Raw genomic sequence first — 18017 nt, 5'->3', positions numbered from 1 at the left:
AGATTTAAAGCCCCTCCCATTCCCACACCCCCTTTCATTTCTCAGGGAGTTATGTCAATAATGCGATTAGCAGGCAGCAAGCAACGGCTGACGACTCAGCCCAAGCCTAGATGCCAGCTCATTTAATAGCTACGACAACATTCCAGTTTTGATCCAAACGATAGGAGACAACGAAGCGTGAAACTCTCAGTTTATGGAAAAGGCGGTATTGGTAAGTCCACAACAAGCTGTAATATCTCCGTAGCTTTAGCCAGACGCGGCAAAAAGGTGTTGCAAATTGGCTGCGATCCGAAACATGACAGCACCTTTACCCTGACAGGCTTCCTCATTCCTACGATTATCGATACGCTTCAGGAAAAGGATTATCACTACGAAGACGTTTGGCCCGAAGACGTTATCTATAAAGGTTATGGCGGCGTTGATTGCGTCGAAGCAGGTGGACCCCCTGCTGGTGCAGGTTGCGGTGGCTACGTTGTCGGTGAGACAGTGAAGCTACTCAAGGAACTTAATGCGTTTGACGAGTACGATGTAATTCTATTTGATGTTCTCGGTGACGTCGTTTGTGGTGGATTCGCTGCGCCTCTGAACTATTCCGACTACTGCATGATCGTTACCGATAACGGCTTTGATGCGTTATTCGCAGCGAACCGAATTGCGGCGTCTGTACGTGAAAAAGCCCGTACCCACCCCTTACGCCTAGCTGGGCTGATCGGAAATCGTACCTCGAAGCGGGATCTGATCGACAAGTATATTGAAGCTGTACCCATTCCCGTGTTGGAGATTCTGCCCTTAATTGAAGATATTCGCATTTCGCGGGTTAAGGGAAAAACCATTTTTGAAATGGCAGAAACTGATCCATCTCTAACTCCTGTATGTGATTACTATCTGAATATTGCCGATCAAGTATTGGCACGTCCCGAAGGTGTGGTTCCCAACGACGCCCCCGATCGCGAGTTGTTCTCTTTACTGTCTGACTTCTACCTGAATCCCCAACAACCCAAGGTAACGTCAGAGGAAGAAGAACTTGACCTGATGATGGTTTAGTCATTGGTCATTGGTCATTGGTCATTGGTTATTGTCATACCCATTGGGTTTCAACAACGACACAGAAAACAGAAAAAATACATGGATTTGTAGGGGCGGGTTTTACCCTTATCGGATGCAACAAACCTTCCCAGTCAGTAAACCCGCCCGAATCCTATGTGTGATTAAGAAAACCAACGGGTATGAGTCCATTAACCCTCAGTGACTGTTGACGTCTTATATCAATACTTGTAGAGACTTCCGCAAAAAACGAGGAGAGGAGAATTAATTATGACTGCGCTTCAAAACCCCCAATCGCTAGAGTTTGAATGCGAGACTGGAAATTACCATACATTTTGCCCGATTAGCTGTGTAGCTTGGCTTTATCAGAAGATTGAAGATAGCTTTTTCTTAGTCATTGGCACGAAAACCTGTGGTTATTTCCTGCAAAATGCCATGGGGGTGATGATTTTTGCTGAACCCCGTTATGCGATGGCGGAATTGGAAGAAGGAGATATTTCCGCCCAATTAAATGACTACGAAGAATTGAAGCGGTTATGTTTACAGATTAAGCGCGATCGCAACCCCAGTGTAATTGTCTGGATTGGCACCTGCACCACGGAAATCATCAAGATGGATTTGGAAGGGTTAGCGCCGAAGTTGGAAAGCGAGATTGGGATTCCCATTGTGACAGCGCGGGCGAATGGGTTGGACTATGCGTTCACTCAAGGAGAAGATACCGTTCTGGCAGCGATGGCGCACAAATGTCCGAAAGAAGCACCCAAAGTAGAAGCGGAAAAAGAAGAACGGAATGCAATTTCCAAACTCCTCAACTTCGGACGCCAGAAAGAAGACGTTGCGGCGGAAGAATCGGAGTATGTGGATCATCCTCCCCTAGTATTATTTGGATCGTTACCTGACCCCGTGGTGACGAACCTTACTCTGGAACTGAAGAAGCAAGGAATTAAAGTTTCCGGTTGGTTACCCGCGAAGCGCTACACCGAACTCCCCGTAATTGAAGAAGGGTATTATGTCTCTGGTGTCAACCCCTTCTTAAGCCGCACCGCCACAACATTAATGCGTCGCCGCAAGTGTAAATTAATTGGCGCACCGTTCCCCATTGGTCCTGATGGAACTCGCGCCTGGATTGAGAAGATTTGTTCCGTGTTTGGAATTGAACCGAAAGGGTTAGATGAACGGGAAGCGCATATTTGGGAAAACCTGGAAGAATATGTCAAGTTAGTACGCGGTAAGTCGGTTTTCTTCATGGGGGATAACTTACTGGAAATATCCCTGGCTCGTTTCCTGATTCGCTGTGGGATGACTTGTCCAGAAATTGGCATTCCCTACATGGATAAGCGGTATCAGAAAGCGGAATTGGATCTGCTGGAGAAAACCTGCCATGAGATGGGAGTACCGACGCCAAAGATTATTGAGAAACCAGATAACTACAATCAAATTCAGCGGATTTATGAGTTGAATCCGGACTTGGTAATTACCGGAATGGCACATGCGAATCCCTTAGAAGCGCGAGGAATTAATACCAAGTGGTCTGTTGAGTTTACATTTGCTCAGATCCACGGCTTTACCAATGCGCGGGACATTCTGGAGTTAGCCACTCGTCCCCTGCGCCGCAATAACAGCCTCAAGGATTTGGGTTGGGATAAGTTGGTAAAAGAAGAAGCGAAGGTTTGATCTCTCCTCCTTTGAGATCTCTCCAACCCTCCGGATTCCGGGGGGTTTATTTGTTAGTTTTGTTTGTAGTAGCCACTTTAGTGGCTAAAAAAGGTTTATCCGCTCCTAAATCTGCTGTAATTGTAGAGGACAGGTTTTACTCTTGCCTAAAAATACCCGACTGCTCTAAAGTGGAACACTAACCATTATTGAGCTGGTAAAATTAGTGATTAATAGCGGGGCAGATCACCAACCCCAAGAGACTACAACAACCGCTAATGCAGTTAAGCGAGTTGCCCTACCTATAACACTATACGCCTTTGGTAACAGGCAACGTCCTCGTCCACCGCGTCAAAATAAAGATATTGCTGTTGAAAATGATTGTGTAAAACCAACAAACCCACTGACAGGAGCATCTACCTTTGGCGATGTTCAATACGCACCACTCACAGGACACTACCACAAGCTTAATCAGGATACACAATTACCTGAAGGTCTTAATGTAATCGCTGATGGTAGAGAGGTGGGCGGTACTCACTCACCAACCCATCACACAATCTACCCTAGTCGAGAAATGCCATTTACAGAATTTGTGGAAAAATTTCTCAGTAGTGGATGGGTTTACGCTGGTAAGAAGGAAATAAGATAGGGATAAAAGTTAAAAGCCATGTTTCAAGAGCAACCCACAAACAACGATATCGAACTTTGGCAGAAAGTGTTTAACCAAGAAACTGCCTATATTCAAGCTCGCCAAGACTTCCTCAATAATTCTCCTGACCGAATCGGATTCATCAAGAAAGCTTTACACAATCCCACTGAAAGAGGTACAGCACTGAGACTCATAGAGTATCTAGAACTCGAAGAGCGTCAAAGCTTATTTGATGATTTGCTTGATTTAGCGAGTGTCTCTCAGTCAGATATTGAACTTTGCCGGAAAGTTATTCTTTCGCTCCCTAAAAATTGGCTTTTAGCCAATATCGAAAAGAGCGCTGAACCCTTGATCCAAGATGGAACAGACGAGGAGTATAGGCGATTACTAGAATTATATCTCGATATTGATAGAGAACTGGCTAAAAGGCTTGCTCAGAGAGCAGTGGAACATGATGATCTAGATATTCGTGAAGTCGGTGAAGATTTCCAGAACTACCTGAAAAATCGGCATACTACTCTATCAGCAATTTAATGCTGTTAAAAACTGTATACTCAGATTTTATATATAGCTGATGAAAGTACAAGGCATTGAATAGATTAAATGAGATTAGATTAGGAGTAACCATTGTGACAGAGCCAAATAACCTGAACTTAGAATTCACTAACGAAGACAGTAATAGTGATGAAGCTACATGGATTGACTTAGAGGAAGATGATATTGAGCCAGAAGACGAGGTAATTACAACTCCATTTGACCCCAGTCAAATCAGGGTGGATACGCGACCCATGACTATTGATTTAGTGCTTAAGAGAATTAAATTTGATGAGATTAATTTAGCTCCTGATTTTCAGCGTAACGCTAACATTTGGAATGATAAGGCAAAAAGTAGACTCATTGAGTCTATTCTTATTCGTATACCCTTACCAGCCTTCTACATGGATGCTACTAATGAAGACAAATGGTTAGTTATCGATGGTTTGCAGCGGTTAAGTACTCTAAAACAATTTGTTATTGATAAAACTCTTAGATTAAATAATTTAGAATTTCTCACGAATTTGAACAGTAAAAATTATGATGATTTGCCGCGCAATTATCAGCGAAGAATCGATGAAACAGTTCTAACTGTATATTTAATTGAAAAAGGAACTCCATCTAAAGTAAAGTACAATATTTTTCGACGAATTAACACAGGAGGTTTGCCTCTATCTCCCCAAGAATTACGTCATGCAATAAATCCAGGATCTGCAACAAAGTTTTTAGATAAGCTAGCAAAATCTAAAGAGTTTAAACAGGCTACTAGAATTAGTAAAATAAGGCAAGAACGTATGGATGATCATGAATTTGTTTTGGGATTTGTTGCTTTCTTGCTGACCCCATATAAAGATTATAATGTTAAAGAGGGTAGAGATTATTTTTTAAATGAAGCCATGGCAAAAACAAATAAAATGAAAACGGAAGAGCTTAAGGATATTGAATATAAATTCCTTCGTTCTCTAAAAGCAGCTTATTCTATATTTGAAGAAAATGCTTTTCGCAAAATTATCAAAAATCAAGAAAAAAAACAACCTCTTAATAAAGCCTTGTTTGAGGTTTGGTCAGTCACATTAAGTAAACTAAACGATCAAGAACTTGAAATCCTAAAACAGCGCAAGCATAAGTTAATTAAAAAATTTGTGAGTTATAGTGAAAATGATACTAATTTTTTCCATTCCATATCTCAGGCTTCTGAAAAAGTTAGCTATAGATTTGAGGTAGTAGAAAAAATTGTTCAAACTGTTCTATCATGATTAGTTCACTACAGTTAAAAAACTTTAAGGCTTTTGAAGACCAGATGCTTAAATTTAAAACTTTAACATTACTTTCTGGTCTTAACAGCACAGGTAAGTCTTCAGTTATACAAGCACTTCTTTTATTGCGTCAATCTTATCAGCAAGATTTATTGCCAGAAGAGGGTTTGGCTCTCAACGGGGATTTGGTTTGTATTGGTACAGCTCAAGATGCACTTTTTGAGGCAGCAAAAGATGATGTAATCGGTTTTGATCTGATATTGGAAGATGACACGCAGGAAAGATGGCGTTTCGACTACAACCGCGAGGCAGATGTAATAGCTCTCTCCTCACCCAAAACTGCTTCTGATGTCTATAAATCAAGTCTTTTCAGCGATAAGTTCCACTATCTTCAAGCAGAACGTATAGGTCCCCGGACATACTTCGAGATATCGGATTTTCAAGTACGACAACATGAGCAAATTGGCACCAGGGGGGAATACACAGCACATTTTCTCTCAACTTATAGAGATAAAGATATTCCTAACAGTAAATTGAGCCATCCAGAGGCAAAGTCACTTGATCTGAAAGATCAGGTTGAGGCATGGATGGGAGAAGTTAGCCCAGGTACACGAATTGAAATCAAGTCAAACCAAGATATGGATTTGGTGAATTTTCAATATTCTTACGGACTCAGTAACCCTTACCGTGCTACTAATGTTGGTTTTGGCATTACTTATACTTTACCCATTATTGTCGCCGTACTTTCATCTCCTCCAGGTACACTAATTTTACTAGAAAATCCAGAAGCGCATCTTCATCCTAAAGGGCAATCAAAAATGGGTGAATTATTGGCACTTGCTGCTAGTTCTGGTGTTCAAGTTGTCATAGAAACTCATAGTGACCATGTTTTAAATGGGATTCGTCTAGCTGTTCATAGTGGAAAAATTGAACCCAATGATGTTCAGTTGCACTATTTTGATCGCCAAGTGAAAGACGGACAAGCTGTAATTGAAGTCATATCGCCACGGATTGATCGAAATGGACGAATTGATTACTGGCCCGATGGCTTCTTTGATGAATGGGATAAAAGTTTGGAAGCTTTGTTAGAACCAGCAGGAGAGTAACACATGGATTTAGAAATGGTACTCAATGAACTCTCCTTGCAAACTCCCGTTTCTGATCAGCAAACAGCACGCCAATTAATGTCAAATCTGATTGGTACTATCCGTAAAGCCACTGCAAGTGGCGTGAAGCGAGTACTTCGTACTTCAGAAGATATTAATACTATCGAACTTGCACCGGGCTATCCTGTAGCTCGTTGGCGTAACGATAAAGAAGTTAATCGAGAAGAGCGTAGTTTTTTCAGAACTCTTACATCAAAAGCACCCTTCTGGACTGATGTTGCTGAAGAAATTAAAAATGACTTTGATTTATCTCAGGTTTGGCATCAAGGAAAGGAAGCAAGAGGACTGGGCTTTGCTGTCATCATTGATGCACTTGTAGTGAGCTTGATTTCGGAAACCTGCTGGGATTGCAGCCGCTTAGACTTGGAAATGAGACGGCTTGATGAAAATGAAGATTTAATTGATGAACGACTAGAAATTGTCCACGCCAGTCGTAGTAATCACGTTCAGGAACACGCTGAGTGGATTAAGAACCGTATTCGTACAGCAGTGCTTGATGGTTCCGAGTTGTGGAATCGGCGGAAAGAGTTATTCCCCAACTTGGAATTCTGTGAAAATGTGGGTAAGCAAATACAAAGTCTCAGTATTGGTAATCCAATGCTAAGACAGGTTGTGAAACGGTTATTTGAGCTTGAGGACTACTCTAAGAGTTGGACATCTGGTTCGTTTAATCCAAACAATCTTAAGAGCAAGGCTACTCCAGAAAGTGAATCAAGGCTCCAGAAGTTGAGAAATAAGTTCACCTTTGTCTGTCCTGATGGTAATGAGCGTATCTTCAGTTTACATGTTCGCATGACGCCAGGAGCTTGGCGACTTCATTTTTCGGTGGATTTAGGTCCAGGTAAGATAATTATTGGATACATTGGTTCCAAAATACTATAAGTAGTCGGACATTGATTGGCTCCCGTGATCGCATTCCCTAATTCAGACCAGTAAAACTCTCTACCTGACAGCTTTTCAGGTTTTAATTCAAAAAGAGTAAGGGATTTTTATTAACTTGCCTCAGAAGCGAGAACGAACGGTAATAATTTCATTATTTTTCAAGGGTTGAACGGCGGACATCGGCACAGCAATTACATTAATGGATTCACCTACAGCATTAAAAACTTCCAAAATATAGCCATCTTCGCCACTGCTAGAGTGAGGCACATAATCAATTAGGGTGAGAACGTCACCTTTTTGCAGATGATGTTCTGGAAGGTTGCGAGATAGAACGACACGCTGATAAAGTTCAAGCATTTCCACTGTCACTCCTTATTGGGAATTAGAGTAATAAACTGGAAGAGGAAGAGGCTATCGCTCCTGCCACATCTTCACGAGTTGCTCCCATTGCCAATAACGTCCGCACGATCAAATCAAGAGACACTGATGGATCACTTGTTTCCATCTTTGCGACCCGCGACTGACTCGAATTAATTTTGTTCGCCAAACTCTCCTGAGAGAGCTTCTGACTCAGACGAAGCTCCCTCAATCGTTTACTCAGAGACAGCTTCATGTCAATAAAAGCGACCTCCTCCGGTGAAAGTCCGAGAAAATCCTCTGCATTGCCAACTCGCCAACCCGCTGCTTCTAAACGTTGACGCTTAACTGCATCCATCATTAGCTCTCCATTATGTCATACCTGAGATTTCATCATACAATTTTAGCCGTCTCTTACAATTCTCAATCACACGCTTAGGCGTTTTTTGGGTAGTCTTTTGAAAGACTTCTGCTATGACAATGGCATCCGAATCAATCCGGTAAACAATTCGCCACTTTTTATCAGTCTCACTATCATCGATTCGTAACTCATGGCAATGAGTACCAATGCTGGGCATAGGTCGAGAGATAGGCATCGAGAGCATGTCTCTCTCTTGCAACTTCCGTAACAACAATCCTGCCTCAATCCTAGCTGATGCTGAAAAGGGCGGAGTCTTTACCTCGCCACTGAGCCAAACAACAACCTTGCTCTTGCTGGGAGAATTCATGCTTTAAATACCACATACCTGTTTTCCGTTACTAATACTTTCATTTATTATGTCAAATCTGACATAATAATACTATAGCACAGGTAGGGTGCTGACTTGATTAAGCTGTTCGGCATTTAAACCTTAATGTCAACAACTGCACAATTGTTGTAATGCGAGCATCTTGCTCGCTACCCATTCCCAATTTTAAATGCGTGACAACTTAACCAGGAGCGATCGCGTCTGGCGTAATTGCGTTTGTCTGTCAATAGAAGCCAATGGCAAATGACGATGATTATGTCGTTAAAAAACAGTCTACGCTCTGTTTAGAGATAACTAATTCCTAAACTTCTGCTAAGATATTACGGATTTATTAATCAAAAGTAGTATATAAACAAAGAAGTTGATAAAGTTATACATTAATTTAACTATCAATGGAGTTATTCTCGTTGATGGTATCTTGAGGTCTGAGGAGTTAGTATGTCAAAAATCCCGATTCAGATAGGCGTAGCCTTAGCGACATTAATGACTGGTGGTATCGCCAGTGCGACGGTGCAACCCCCGATTGAACCGATGGAGTTTGATCGCACTCCCACCACAATGCCGATCGCACAAGGGCAATTGCTGGATCAATTGTGGCAACAGGTGAGCCAGTTACGGGGTGTGGGTAAATATCGTGAGGCGATCGCTATCTTAGAGCGGATTGTGCAGATTCAGCCAGATGCGTTCTTGGCATGGTACTGGCGCGGCGAGATATTCAGTAGTTGGGGACAGTACGAAAGCGCGATCGCATCCTACGATGAAGCGATTCGACTTCAACCCAGTTATCTTTTAGCTCAGTATCAGAAAGGACAAGCCTTATACCAACTCCAACGCTATCAGGCAGCGGTGACGACTTGGCAACAAGCTTTACGCTTAAACGCCGAATCGGAGTATGAACAAACCTTAATTTCCACCGTCATTCCCAAAAAAATTGCCCAAGTGCTGTCTTATGAGTTGCGAGAGTATAATCAGGCGCTTTCCATCTATGACCAACTTTTGCAAACGAATGAGCAGATGGCGTCAGTTTGGGTAGATCGCGCCGCCGCACTGTATAAACTCGAACGCTATCAAGACGCGGTAGCCAGTTGTGATCAAGCCTTAGAACTTGAACCGCGAAACGCCCTCGCCTGGAAACGACGGGGATTAGCACTGTATCAATTAGAGCGTTACGAACAAGCGATCGCGTCTTTAGAACGAGCGGTGAGTTATGATGCAACTGACTTAGAAGTCACCACCTTACTCTCTATTCTCACCACCTCTGGCGAATCTACCATCGAGGTTCGTAGCGCCCAACAACGACTCGTGGCGCTGCAAACAGAGATTCGCACCGCCGAAGCCCGATTAGAGACGTTGCGGAATGAACGCCAAACCCTAACCGCCCAATTTGAATCCTCTCAATCTCAAGTCAATCAATCGCAACAGCGATTAGTCGCCCTGCGCGAAGAAATTCAAACCGCCCAAACTCAACTCGAATCCTTCCAAGTCGAAATCCGGGAATCTCGACAACAGTTAATCGCCATTCGAGAAGAGATTGAAACCACCCAAGCCCAACTCGAATCCTCTCAAGCATCTGTGCGCCAATCTCAACAACGGTTAGTCGAAGTGCGAGAGGAAGTTAGTAGCGCTCAAGCCCAACTGACATCACTTCAAAGTGAACGCCAAAGCGTAGAAGCCAGACTGGTTGAGGTACGGGAGGAAATCGAAACGGCTCAAGAACGCCTGGAAGCCTCTCAATCTTCGGTGCGACAATCTCAACAACAGTTAGTTGAAGTACGGGAAGAAACTAACACCGCCCAAGTCGAATTGACATCACTCCAAAGTGAACGCCAAAGTCGAGAGGCGAGACTGGTGGCGATACAGGAGGAAATTGAAACGGCTCAAGAACGTCTGGAATCCTCTCAATCTTCGGTACGACAATCTCAACAACGGTTAGTTGAAGTGCGACAAGAGGTTAGCAGCGCCGAAGCCAGAGTTGAGTCGCTTCAGAGTGAACGGCGAAGCTTAGAAGCCCAACTGGTAGCGGTACGTGGTGAAATTGAAACCGCTCAAGAACGCCTAGAAGTCTCTCGCCGTGAATTTAGCAGCGTACAACAGCGTTTAAGTACATTACAAGGCGAAATCCAAACCACCGAACAACAAATCGCGACGACTCGAACTGAACTGCGTCAATTAGAAGAGCGCAAAACAGTGGAAGCTGAGGAGTTACAGACTCTGCAAGTTCAGTATTGCAGTGTGCAGGAAGATTTAAGTGAACTAGAAGTCGGGATACGTCGCCTGCGGGGGGCGCAACTTGCATCTGATGCAGTTCAACGCTGTCAATTGTCCGATGACACGTTACAAATAGAGCGCATAGAGCGTGATCAACCCGTGCAGGTCGATAATAGACAAACGGATGACAGAAATGCTAGTCGAGCGACTACAGTAGCCGATACTAGCCAAAACCAGTCTGTCACCCTGAGTAACGGCTATCAAATTACTTTTGAGAGTGTTCGTTACAGTAGCAGTAATACCTCAGTGTGGATATACCGGATGGAAGAGTTACCTCAAGCCCAAGATTTGAGTAACTGGGTGTTAGAAATTCCCAGTTGTGCAGCGATAGTGAATAGTTCGCCAGGAGGAGAAATCGTGAATCCTGATCCGAATGCACGATTGAGCGGGATTAAGTGGCAAACTGGAGCTGGGTTTCAAGATGGAGTTTTTTCAGTGACCCTGAATGGTCAATGGGAGATTGGCAACGTTAATGTGGCGGCTAAAGGTCCCGATGTCGTGGTGGGAACAATTGCAGGACCGAGTTGTACTCCTCGTTAGCTGTATGTAGTAGGCACTTTAGTGCCATAAGCGCTCGCATCGCTGACTACTAAGTAGGTGGACACAATTAAAGTTAGCGGTGGAGATTAGGGAACAGGGAACAGGGAACAGGGAACAGTAAGGGTTTGATGCTTGTTTACATAACTTAATCTAGTTAAGTTTATTTCCACCAACCTACTTATAGCAGTAGACATATTGATTAGGACTTTCGGCACCATTGTAGAGTAGAGACGTTGCATGCAACGTCTCTACAAAAATGTAGGGGTACGACATGTCGTACCCCTACAGATGGTGATTCAATTGTCAAACCTGTTAAGCAATTTCTCGCGAATCGTGATAACACCAAGCCAATACAGTCGCACCGACAATTAATTTAATCGCTTCTAGGAACCAATAGCCTTCATGCATCTCAACCATTCCGCTTGCCATACCCGTTGCTGGCTCAAACAGATTCAGTTGCATCGCTAGAGCGCTCATCTGGGGCGTCATGATGTAGGTATTAATGATAGCAATTGCTAACAGAAGCCCAGATAATAGGATCGACCAGCGTCGGACATGATGATAGAGATTAGATGTGCCACGTATTGCCAAAAGGCTGGTTAAAACTAAAGCGGCACAGAGTAACTCGATCCGATTAAACATCCAGAAAATCGAATAACCCGCACTGGCAAAACTGGCGTCGTTCAACATTCCAGCCGTTCCCAGAGTGGGCATGATCACGAAGTCTAGAATAAAGCTACTACTTAACCACAGACCCAAGACAAACAGAGCAATCGTTTGCCAGGTGGGTCGCTTGGCGCTAGTCCCAAAAACAGCATTCATAATTTTTCCTTGAATTCCTCTGTTATTTTTAGCTTAACCAAGATTAGAGCAAAAAAATGTAAAATATTCTTGCGAAGCACTCGCTATAATGTTGCGTTTTTTAAAGTTGTCATTGGTCATTGGTCATTGGTCATTGGTCATTGGTCATTGGTCATTTGTTATTCGTTATTCGTTAGGAGACAAGGAAGGCGGGGCGGGTTTAGTCACATCTGGGTGAGGGAAGCAACGATAGTAGTGAAACCCGCCTCTACACACTTTCCTAATGCCTCAGGCTAGATTGGAGTGGCAATGGCGATGATAGGGTGCAGCAGATGGAATTGATAGAACCAGGAACAGGGTTGATCATATCCGCTGAGGCGGACAGGTTATCGGGATACTCCGAGGGACTAGGGTTCAATCCAATCGAGGGAGTCAATGGCTTCCAAAACCGCGATCGCAACCTTGTCGGTGAGGCGTATATCCCAGAGTTACAGCCACTTCCAGATATTGACGTTGAAGCGGCAATTCCGTTACTAAAACGCCGCTTATCTAGCGTAGACTCTCCAGAGACATTAAACACTGAATCCGAGAATGTGACAGGGCGAGATATCCTCACTGGGTTGGATCTGGGGAACGCCAATGGTGGTACTTTGGTATTCGTAGACGCTGGGATTGCAGACGCCGAAACCTTAGTGGCTGGGGTTGTCCCTGGGGCTGAGGTGGTTAGGCTGACACCCAATCAAGACGGAGTTAGCCAAATGACTCAGGTATTGGCACAACGTCAAGGACTATCCAGCATTCAGATTATCTCCCATGGTATGTCGGCAGGGTTGCAATTAGGCACAGGAGAGTTGAACCTGGATACACTGAATATCTATGCCAGTCAGTTGCAAACCTGGGCAGGGGCGTTAACAGCAGATGCTGATATCCTGTTCTATGGCTGTAATCTGGCAGCAACCGCGTCAGGACAGCAGTTCATCGAACAGGTGAGTCAGTTGACGGGGGCGGATGTCGCCGCTTCTAGCGATCGCACGGGGAGTGCAGCCCTGGGTGGTGACTGGGAGTTGGAAGTATCTCAGGGGACGATTGAATCCGATGTGGCGTTGCATAAGTGGGCGCAGTCGGCGTATCAGGCGGTACTGGATGCGGTGGATAATAATCTCACGGTTAATAGTGCCAGTTTTTTAGGGGGAAATGGGGATGATAGTGGCAATGCGGTGGAAATTGCCCCAGACAGAACCATTGTGATTGGCGGGAATTTTGATCTAACACCGACTCAGAGTTTAGCAGAGGTACAAGGGGCAGTTATCCGTTTGGATTCGACGGGACAAAGGAGACTCTCAGTCACTCAGGTGGGTGCTGATGTCGAGGATTTAGATCTCAATCGCAACGATGGCAACATCACCGTTGTCGGTGACTTTGGTGTCAAAACTCTTAACAGTGACGCCAGTCAGGTTCTCTGGAGTGCCAATCCCGGTAGCGCCCAACGAGTCGCGGTGGATCAACAAGGTCGGGTGGCTGTCCTCGCCGACGATCAGGTGACGGTTTATAATTCCGAGGGGACTCCCATCGGGAACTTTACGGTAGCCGGAACTCAGATTGCAGATGTGGCAATTGACAGTAATACTTCATCGGTATTTGTAACGGGATATCGACAGGTGAGTACCAATTTACAGCTTCCCTTACTCCGCAGCTATCGTTACACGGGTGAGATCAACTGGGAAAATTACAATTTTTCGGCTAATGAAGCCGCCGGAGAGGATTTAGGCGCAGATACTCGCGGGTTACGGGTGGCGATTGGACGAGATAATCAGCTTTACTTTGCCGGGAGTTTGGATGGAGGAAATAGTGTTTTTCAACGCAATCCCCAAAACATTACCCAATTTGCCGATAATATTAACATCGACAACTACACAAACACCTCGAACAGTGGTGGCGGGAAATTTGCCTATTTTGCCCGCTTGAATCCGGCGACAGGAACTTTGGATCAGAGTCAGATTTTCCTCACCCGCCTTTCCAGTGGTAAAGGGAATTCCTTTGCGATTAATGCAATTACGGCGGATGCCAATGGCAGAGTTTATATTGGGGGTCAAGCGGGTGCTTCTTTACCGAATCGCGACGAGTTGCGAATTAATGGGACTCCTGTGGGACCCTACAGTGGCTTTGAGGGGGCAGTAATTGCCGTAAGTGAAGATTTCCAGCAACGGGAACTGGTGGGACTTTGGTCGGGAGGTAATCCATCGGGTTCTGAGGTGAATGGGGTGGCGGTGTTTGGAGATATCCGGGCGATGGTGTCCACAAATGCTGGTACGAATATGATTACGATTAATCCGCTTCAGGGGACTTCGGGGGGAAGTGAGGATGCCTTTTTCTCGGTTTGGCAAAGTCCAGTAACTCCTGTTGGTAATCCACCCACAGCGATTCGTTTAGATAATCAAACGATAACTAAAGATACGTTACAGGAGAAGGTTGTGGGTCAGCTTTCAACAATTGACCCAGATACGGATGATCGCCATACTTACAGGTTAATTGATGATGCCGGAGGACGGTTCGCGATCGCTCAAAATCAATTGCTCGTTGCCGATGGTGTTACATTAGACTTCGAGACCAATCAGATTTATCAGATTACTGTCCGCAGTACCGATGCCGATGGTTTCTCTTTTGAAGAGGGCTTTGAGATTGCGATCATCGCGGATGTTGATGAAGGTGATGATAACCCAACACCAACACCTACACCAACACCTACACCAACACCTACTCTACCCGTTGGTTTAGTGGATCTGGCACAAATCGGTTCAACTCAGGGCGTTTTTCAAGTGGGTGGAACTCCCGGAGAGGCGGTGCGCTTACAGTTCGACTGGACGTTCCGAGAAGCCCAGTTTAAAAATGAAGTCGGTGTCTTGCGAGTCGATGATGCCATGGGAACGGTGAATGGCGTGCGCCCTGGTGATCCGGGATATGCCCAGCAAGCCTTAACCCGTGCCGAACGTCAGGTATTATTTGCCCGAGGTGAGACTGTGGGTAAGGGTGTGGATTTGAGCCTCCAGGCGGGAGACTATTGGGTGTTTTATTTAATTCAGGATAGTACCCGGGCAGACTGGCTAGCCGAGAACCCGGATAATCGTCTAGATGGCGAAACCATTGCCTTTTTCTCCGTCACGGCGGCAAATCCTGATCAGTTTAACCATGTTCAACGCACCGAGTTGGGGGATGGGATGGTGCAACTGGCTTGGGAAGATCTCACGGGTGGCGGCGATCAAGATTTTAATGATGTTATCTTCAATGTGAGTAACGCCGATTGGACGGTGCCAGGGGAGTTGGGTGAGATGAGATCCCTGATTTTAAACTGGATGGCACAAGATAACCCGATTAATCATGAACTGGGTTTATTTTTGTTTGATCACCCGAATGGGCGAATCGGTAATTTATTCCCTGGTGATCCAGGATATGCCGCAGCTGCCCTGTCTCAGCCGAATCGCCAGGTTATCGTTGCACCGGGAGAGACGGGGAATGGGCAACGGACACTGAATGTGGAGAGCGATCGCGTTTTAGGATGGTATCTGATCCAAAACGGCACAACGGAACAGTTTTTACGGGAAAACCCCGACAATTTACTGGGGAATTCTCCCTTAGCCTTTTTCTCATTCATTGCCGCGAACCCCAATGGGATCGATAACTTCTGGCGACTGTCCCCGAATGAATTTGCCTGGGAAGACCTGACAAACGATAGTGATATCGACTTTAATGATGTAATGATAGGCATTCAGTTTGGCTAATTTTCTCTCTAATCGTTTCTACCCAAAAAGCACCATGAAAGCGACCTCTCTCACACCCCTGCAACGATTAAAAATCCCCCCCTATTGGCTGCTTGCCATCGCGGCTGGCTTAGTTGCCATTTACATGACACTCAGTTGGAAAGCCGGAGATGAAGCCCAGCTTGGCATGAGTGTTTTGTTTTGGCTAGCGGTTGGTTCCCTGCTGTGGGGCAAACGCCATGAGTTAAACCTGGAAAGTGGAGTTGTCCCTAGCATTGTTGGGGCGCTAGTTATTGCCTTTGTCCTCTCGTATAGCGCCCACATCAGTGGGTTGAGGCTAACTAATGAAAATGTGCAGAGGTTAGCACCGCTACTGCGCCTGCTGCCGTTTATTTCTGCCATTGGTGTGGCGTTACTTGCCTCTGGGTTTAAAGCCTTCAAACAATACTGGCAAGAAATAACCATCCTCTTTTTTCTCGGTGGACCGGCGACAATTGCCTCATTTATACCGGATATCTCGCCAATCACGGCTATATTTTCGGCGTTCATGCTGCACTATATGGGCTTTCAGGTCTATCTGTACGATAAGGTCTTTATTAACCTACCTGATGGTGGCGTTAAGGTGTATCATGGCTGTTCCGGTATGGAAGCCATGACCTATGTGTTGGGACTATCGGTGATTTGCCTAATCATGTTTCCCATCAGTCGCCGCAAGCAGTATTTCGTGCCAATCATGGCGTTGGTTGTCGGATTTGTCGTCAATAGCTTCCGGGTGGCATTGATGGCGGTGCTGGCAAATGCCCAAAATATGGAAGCGTTTAAATACTGGCATGAAGGCGAAGGTTCTCTAGTCTTCGGGATGATTTCCGTAATGGTTTTCGGCGTGTTTTACTGGTTCCTGCTGCGGCTGGAGGACGCGAGTTCTCCGGAGGCTGAGGAGGCATAATGTCCTGGAAACAGGTGCGGATTTTTGTGTTAGCGCTGATTTTTGGAGCCGTTCTCGTGGTGTTGCTGAAAGTCATTCTGGCGACTCTGGCTGAGAAGGGCAAAGGAAAGTCAGCGACTAGGCTTCCCAGGGTTGAGTCGTTAGCGTTGCAGCCGTCGGTAGAGATGGGCTACGGCGCCTCTTTACATTCGGAAGCTGGCATGAATTGAAATTGTGTAAGTAGGTTGATGGAAATAAACTCAACCATGTTAAGTTATGTTAACAAGCCTCAAACCCTTACAAATGACGAATGACGAATGACGAATGACGATCCCCACCGTTAACTTTAATTGTCCCCACCTACTTATAGGTAGTGAGCAAGATGCAAAGCCTGCGGCATAGCTTCGCTAAACACACTACAAGGATTTCCAAATTCTTGGCATTATGGTTTAAATGCCGAACAACTTACCCCTCATAATTTAGTTGTGATCGTTATGTCGGACATAAGACGTAGCCTGCTTCTCAAGGGAGCGAGTATGACAAATGACATAAGACTAATGACGAATGACAAATAACCGATAATTAAAACCATGACGCAATCAGAAGAAAAAGATAAATTTGTTCCCGCGATTGACCAACTGTGGAAGTTTAGCGCTGGTTTATCCAAGTCCATTGGAGTGGTGCGGTGGGTAGGCTATGGGTTATTAGTGTTGGCATTTTTCGATGTCGTAGAGATATTTGTGCCTCCAGTTTTGATGAATCCCGCTTGGGAGTTTCAGACTATCGGACAATTGGTGGAACGAGTTCCTGTACCGTTGCTGGGATTGGCGCTGGTGTTTTTAGGGGAACGCGATCAACGCACCCGATGGGAACCTTTAATACTGAATATTTTGTCCTGGCTGGCTTTGCTGGTAGGGGTTTTGTTCTTTTTACTGGTTCCCTTGGGTGTGGTGAACACAATCCGACTAGACACGCGGAACACGGATGACATTACTCGGCAAGTTGAACAGCGACAGGAGCAGATTCAACAGGTAAGAGAGGCGCTAGGACAAGCGACGACTGTAGAACAGATGCAGTTTCTGATTAGTCAATTGGATAGTCAAGGGCGCACGCCACAGATTCAAGGCACTGAGCAGTTAGCTGAGGTGAAGGAGCAGCTTTCGACATTTTTGGAACAGGGTGAGACTCGGATGCAGGAGGAAGCTCAATCCCAGAAGAAGTCTCGGCGCTTACGGTTACTGGAGAATTCGGTGAAGTGGAATTTGGGCGCTTTGGTTTCTGGGGCGTTGTTTGTCAGTATCTGGCGCTTAACCGGTTGGGCAAGACGTAGCGAGTGATTCCAGGTATTTGTTGGGACATCTCGCACGGAAGCGAGTGTGTCATTGGAGAATGAAGCGATCGCGCACAGAATCTCAACAGATGTTCTGGCGGTTCGGGA

Annotated in this window: 17 protein-coding genes; 13 read left to right on the top strand and 4 right to left on the bottom strand. The window is 45.2% G+C overall.

Going from position 1 to position 18017, the window contains the following annotated elements:
* Window positions 1-177 precede the first annotated feature (177 nt).
* The 7 genes from bchL (at window position 178) to RIC07_RS16685 (ending at window position 7184) form a co-directional block, all read left to right on the top strand.
* Window positions 178-1044, top strand: a complete 867-nt coding sequence (gene bchL / locus RIC07_RS16715; protein ID WP_446387778.1) for a ferredoxin:protochlorophyllide reductase (ATP-dependent) iron-sulfur ATP-binding protein — start codon at window positions 178-180, stop codon at window positions 1042-1044.
* Between the two features lie 270 nt (window positions 1045-1314).
* The gene (locus RIC07_RS16710; RefSeq protein ID WP_446378702.1) at window positions 1315-2718 is read left to right on the top strand and encodes a ferredoxin:protochlorophyllide reductase (ATP-dependent) subunit N; all 1404 of its coding nucleotides are present in this window, start codon (window positions 1315-1317) and stop codon (window positions 2716-2718) included.
* Between the two features lie 205 nt (window positions 2719-2923).
* A complete protein-coding gene (locus RIC07_RS16705) occupies window positions 2924-3346 on the top strand; it encodes a Tse2 family ADP-ribosyltransferase toxin (protein ID WP_446395522.1) in 423 nt (140 codons plus the stop codon).
* An 18-nt stretch (window positions 3347-3364) separates the two neighbouring features.
* Entirely contained in the window at window positions 3365-3880 is a 516-nt protein-coding gene (locus tag RIC07_RS16700; protein ID WP_446395521.1) for a hypothetical protein, read from the top strand.
* 95 nt (window positions 3881-3975) lie between these two features.
* Window positions 3976-5136 (top strand): DUF262 domain-containing protein, encoded by a 1161-nt coding sequence (locus RIC07_RS16695; RefSeq protein WP_446395520.1) that lies wholly within the window; start codon window positions 3976-3978, stop codon window positions 5134-5136.
* Window positions 5133-6242: an AAA family ATPase gene (locus RIC07_RS16690; protein ID WP_446395519.1), complete on the top strand. Its 1110-nt coding sequence runs from the start codon at window positions 5133-5135 to the stop codon at window positions 6240-6242. Before RIC07_RS16695 ends, RIC07_RS16690 begins: the two co-directional genes overlap by 4 nt.
* A 3-nt stretch (window positions 6243-6245) precedes the next feature.
* A complete protein-coding gene (locus tag RIC07_RS16685) occupies window positions 6246-7184 on the top strand; it encodes a hypothetical protein (protein ID WP_446395518.1) in 939 nt (312 codons plus the stop codon).
* 120 nt (window positions 7185-7304) lie between these two features.
* On the opposite strand, the gene RIC07_RS16680 is transcribed toward RIC07_RS16685, so the two are convergent.
* The 3 genes from RIC07_RS16680 to RIC07_RS16670 are packed head-to-tail and all read right to left on the bottom strand — an operon-like array spanning window position 7305 to window position 8269.
* Window positions 7305-7541, bottom strand: a complete 237-nt coding sequence (locus RIC07_RS16680; protein ID WP_446395517.1) for a DUF4926 domain-containing protein — start codon at window positions 7539-7541, stop codon at window positions 7305-7307.
* 25 nt (window positions 7542-7566) lie between these two features.
* Window positions 7567-7899 (bottom strand): helix-turn-helix transcriptional regulator, encoded by a 333-nt coding sequence (locus RIC07_RS16675; protein ID WP_446395536.1) that lies wholly within the window; start codon window positions 7897-7899, stop codon window positions 7567-7569.
* A 13-nt stretch (window positions 7900-7912) separates the two neighbouring features.
* The gene (locus RIC07_RS16670; RefSeq protein WP_446395516.1) at window positions 7913-8269 is read right to left on the bottom strand and encodes a type II toxin-antitoxin system RelE/ParE family toxin; all 357 of its coding nucleotides are present in this window, start codon (window positions 8267-8269) and stop codon (window positions 7913-7915) included.
* Between the two features lie 459 nt (window positions 8270-8728).
* On the opposite strand from RIC07_RS16670, the gene RIC07_RS16665 reads away from it, so the two are divergent.
* The gene (locus RIC07_RS16665; RefSeq protein WP_446395515.1) at window positions 8729-11098 is read left to right on the top strand and encodes a tetratricopeptide repeat protein; all 2370 of its coding nucleotides are present in this window, start codon (window positions 8729-8731) and stop codon (window positions 11096-11098) included.
* 312 nt (window positions 11099-11410) lie between these two features.
* On the opposite strand, the gene RIC07_RS16660 is transcribed toward RIC07_RS16665, so the two are convergent.
* The gene (locus tag RIC07_RS16660) at window positions 11411-11920 is read right to left on the bottom strand and encodes a DUF4149 domain-containing protein (protein WP_446395514.1); all 510 of its coding nucleotides are present in this window, start codon (window positions 11918-11920) and stop codon (window positions 11411-11413) included.
* A gap of 88 nt (window positions 11921-12008) precedes the next feature.
* Here RIC07_RS16660 and RIC07_RS16655 point away from each other — a divergent pair, with 88 nt between their 5' ends.
* The 5 genes from RIC07_RS16655 (at window position 12009) to hpsJ-A (ending at window position 17916) form a co-directional block, all read left to right on the top strand.
* Window positions 12009-12137 carry a hypothetical protein gene (locus RIC07_RS16655; RefSeq protein WP_446395513.1) on the top strand — a complete coding sequence of 43 codons (129 nt, stop codon included), beginning with the start codon at window positions 12009-12011 and terminating at the stop codon, window positions 12135-12137.
* Between the two features lie 94 nt (window positions 12138-12231).
* Entirely contained in the window at window positions 12232-15675 is a 3444-nt protein-coding gene (locus RIC07_RS16650; RefSeq protein WP_446395512.1) for a DUF4347 domain-containing protein, read from the top strand.
* A gap of 34 nt (window positions 15676-15709) precedes the next feature.
* Window positions 15710-16600, top strand: a complete 891-nt coding sequence (gene crtA, locus RIC07_RS16645; RefSeq protein WP_446395511.1) for a cyanoexosortase A — start codon at window positions 15710-15712, stop codon at window positions 16598-16600.
* Window positions 16600-16809 (top strand): hypothetical protein, encoded by a 210-nt coding sequence (locus RIC07_RS16640; protein WP_446395510.1) that lies wholly within the window; start codon window positions 16600-16602, stop codon window positions 16807-16809. The genes crtA and RIC07_RS16640 overlap by 1 nt, the downstream gene beginning before the upstream one ends.
* Window positions 16810-17169: 360 nt before the next feature.
* Window positions 17170-17916 carry an HpsJ-like protein, cyanoexosortase A-associated gene (gene hpsJ-A, locus RIC07_RS16635; protein WP_446395509.1) on the top strand — a complete coding sequence of 249 codons (747 nt, stop codon included), beginning with the start codon at window positions 17170-17172 and terminating at the stop codon, window positions 17914-17916.
* Window positions 17917-18017: the final 101 nt, after the last annotated feature.

The organism is Coleofasciculus sp. E1-EBD-02 (genome assembly GCF_040218245.1).
Taxonomy (GTDB): domain Bacteria; phylum Cyanobacteriota; class Cyanobacteriia; order Cyanobacteriales; family Coleofasciculaceae; genus Coleofasciculus.
The sequence above is the reverse complement of the archived record's forward strand: the minus strand, read 5'-3'. Positions and strand labels throughout refer to the sequence as shown.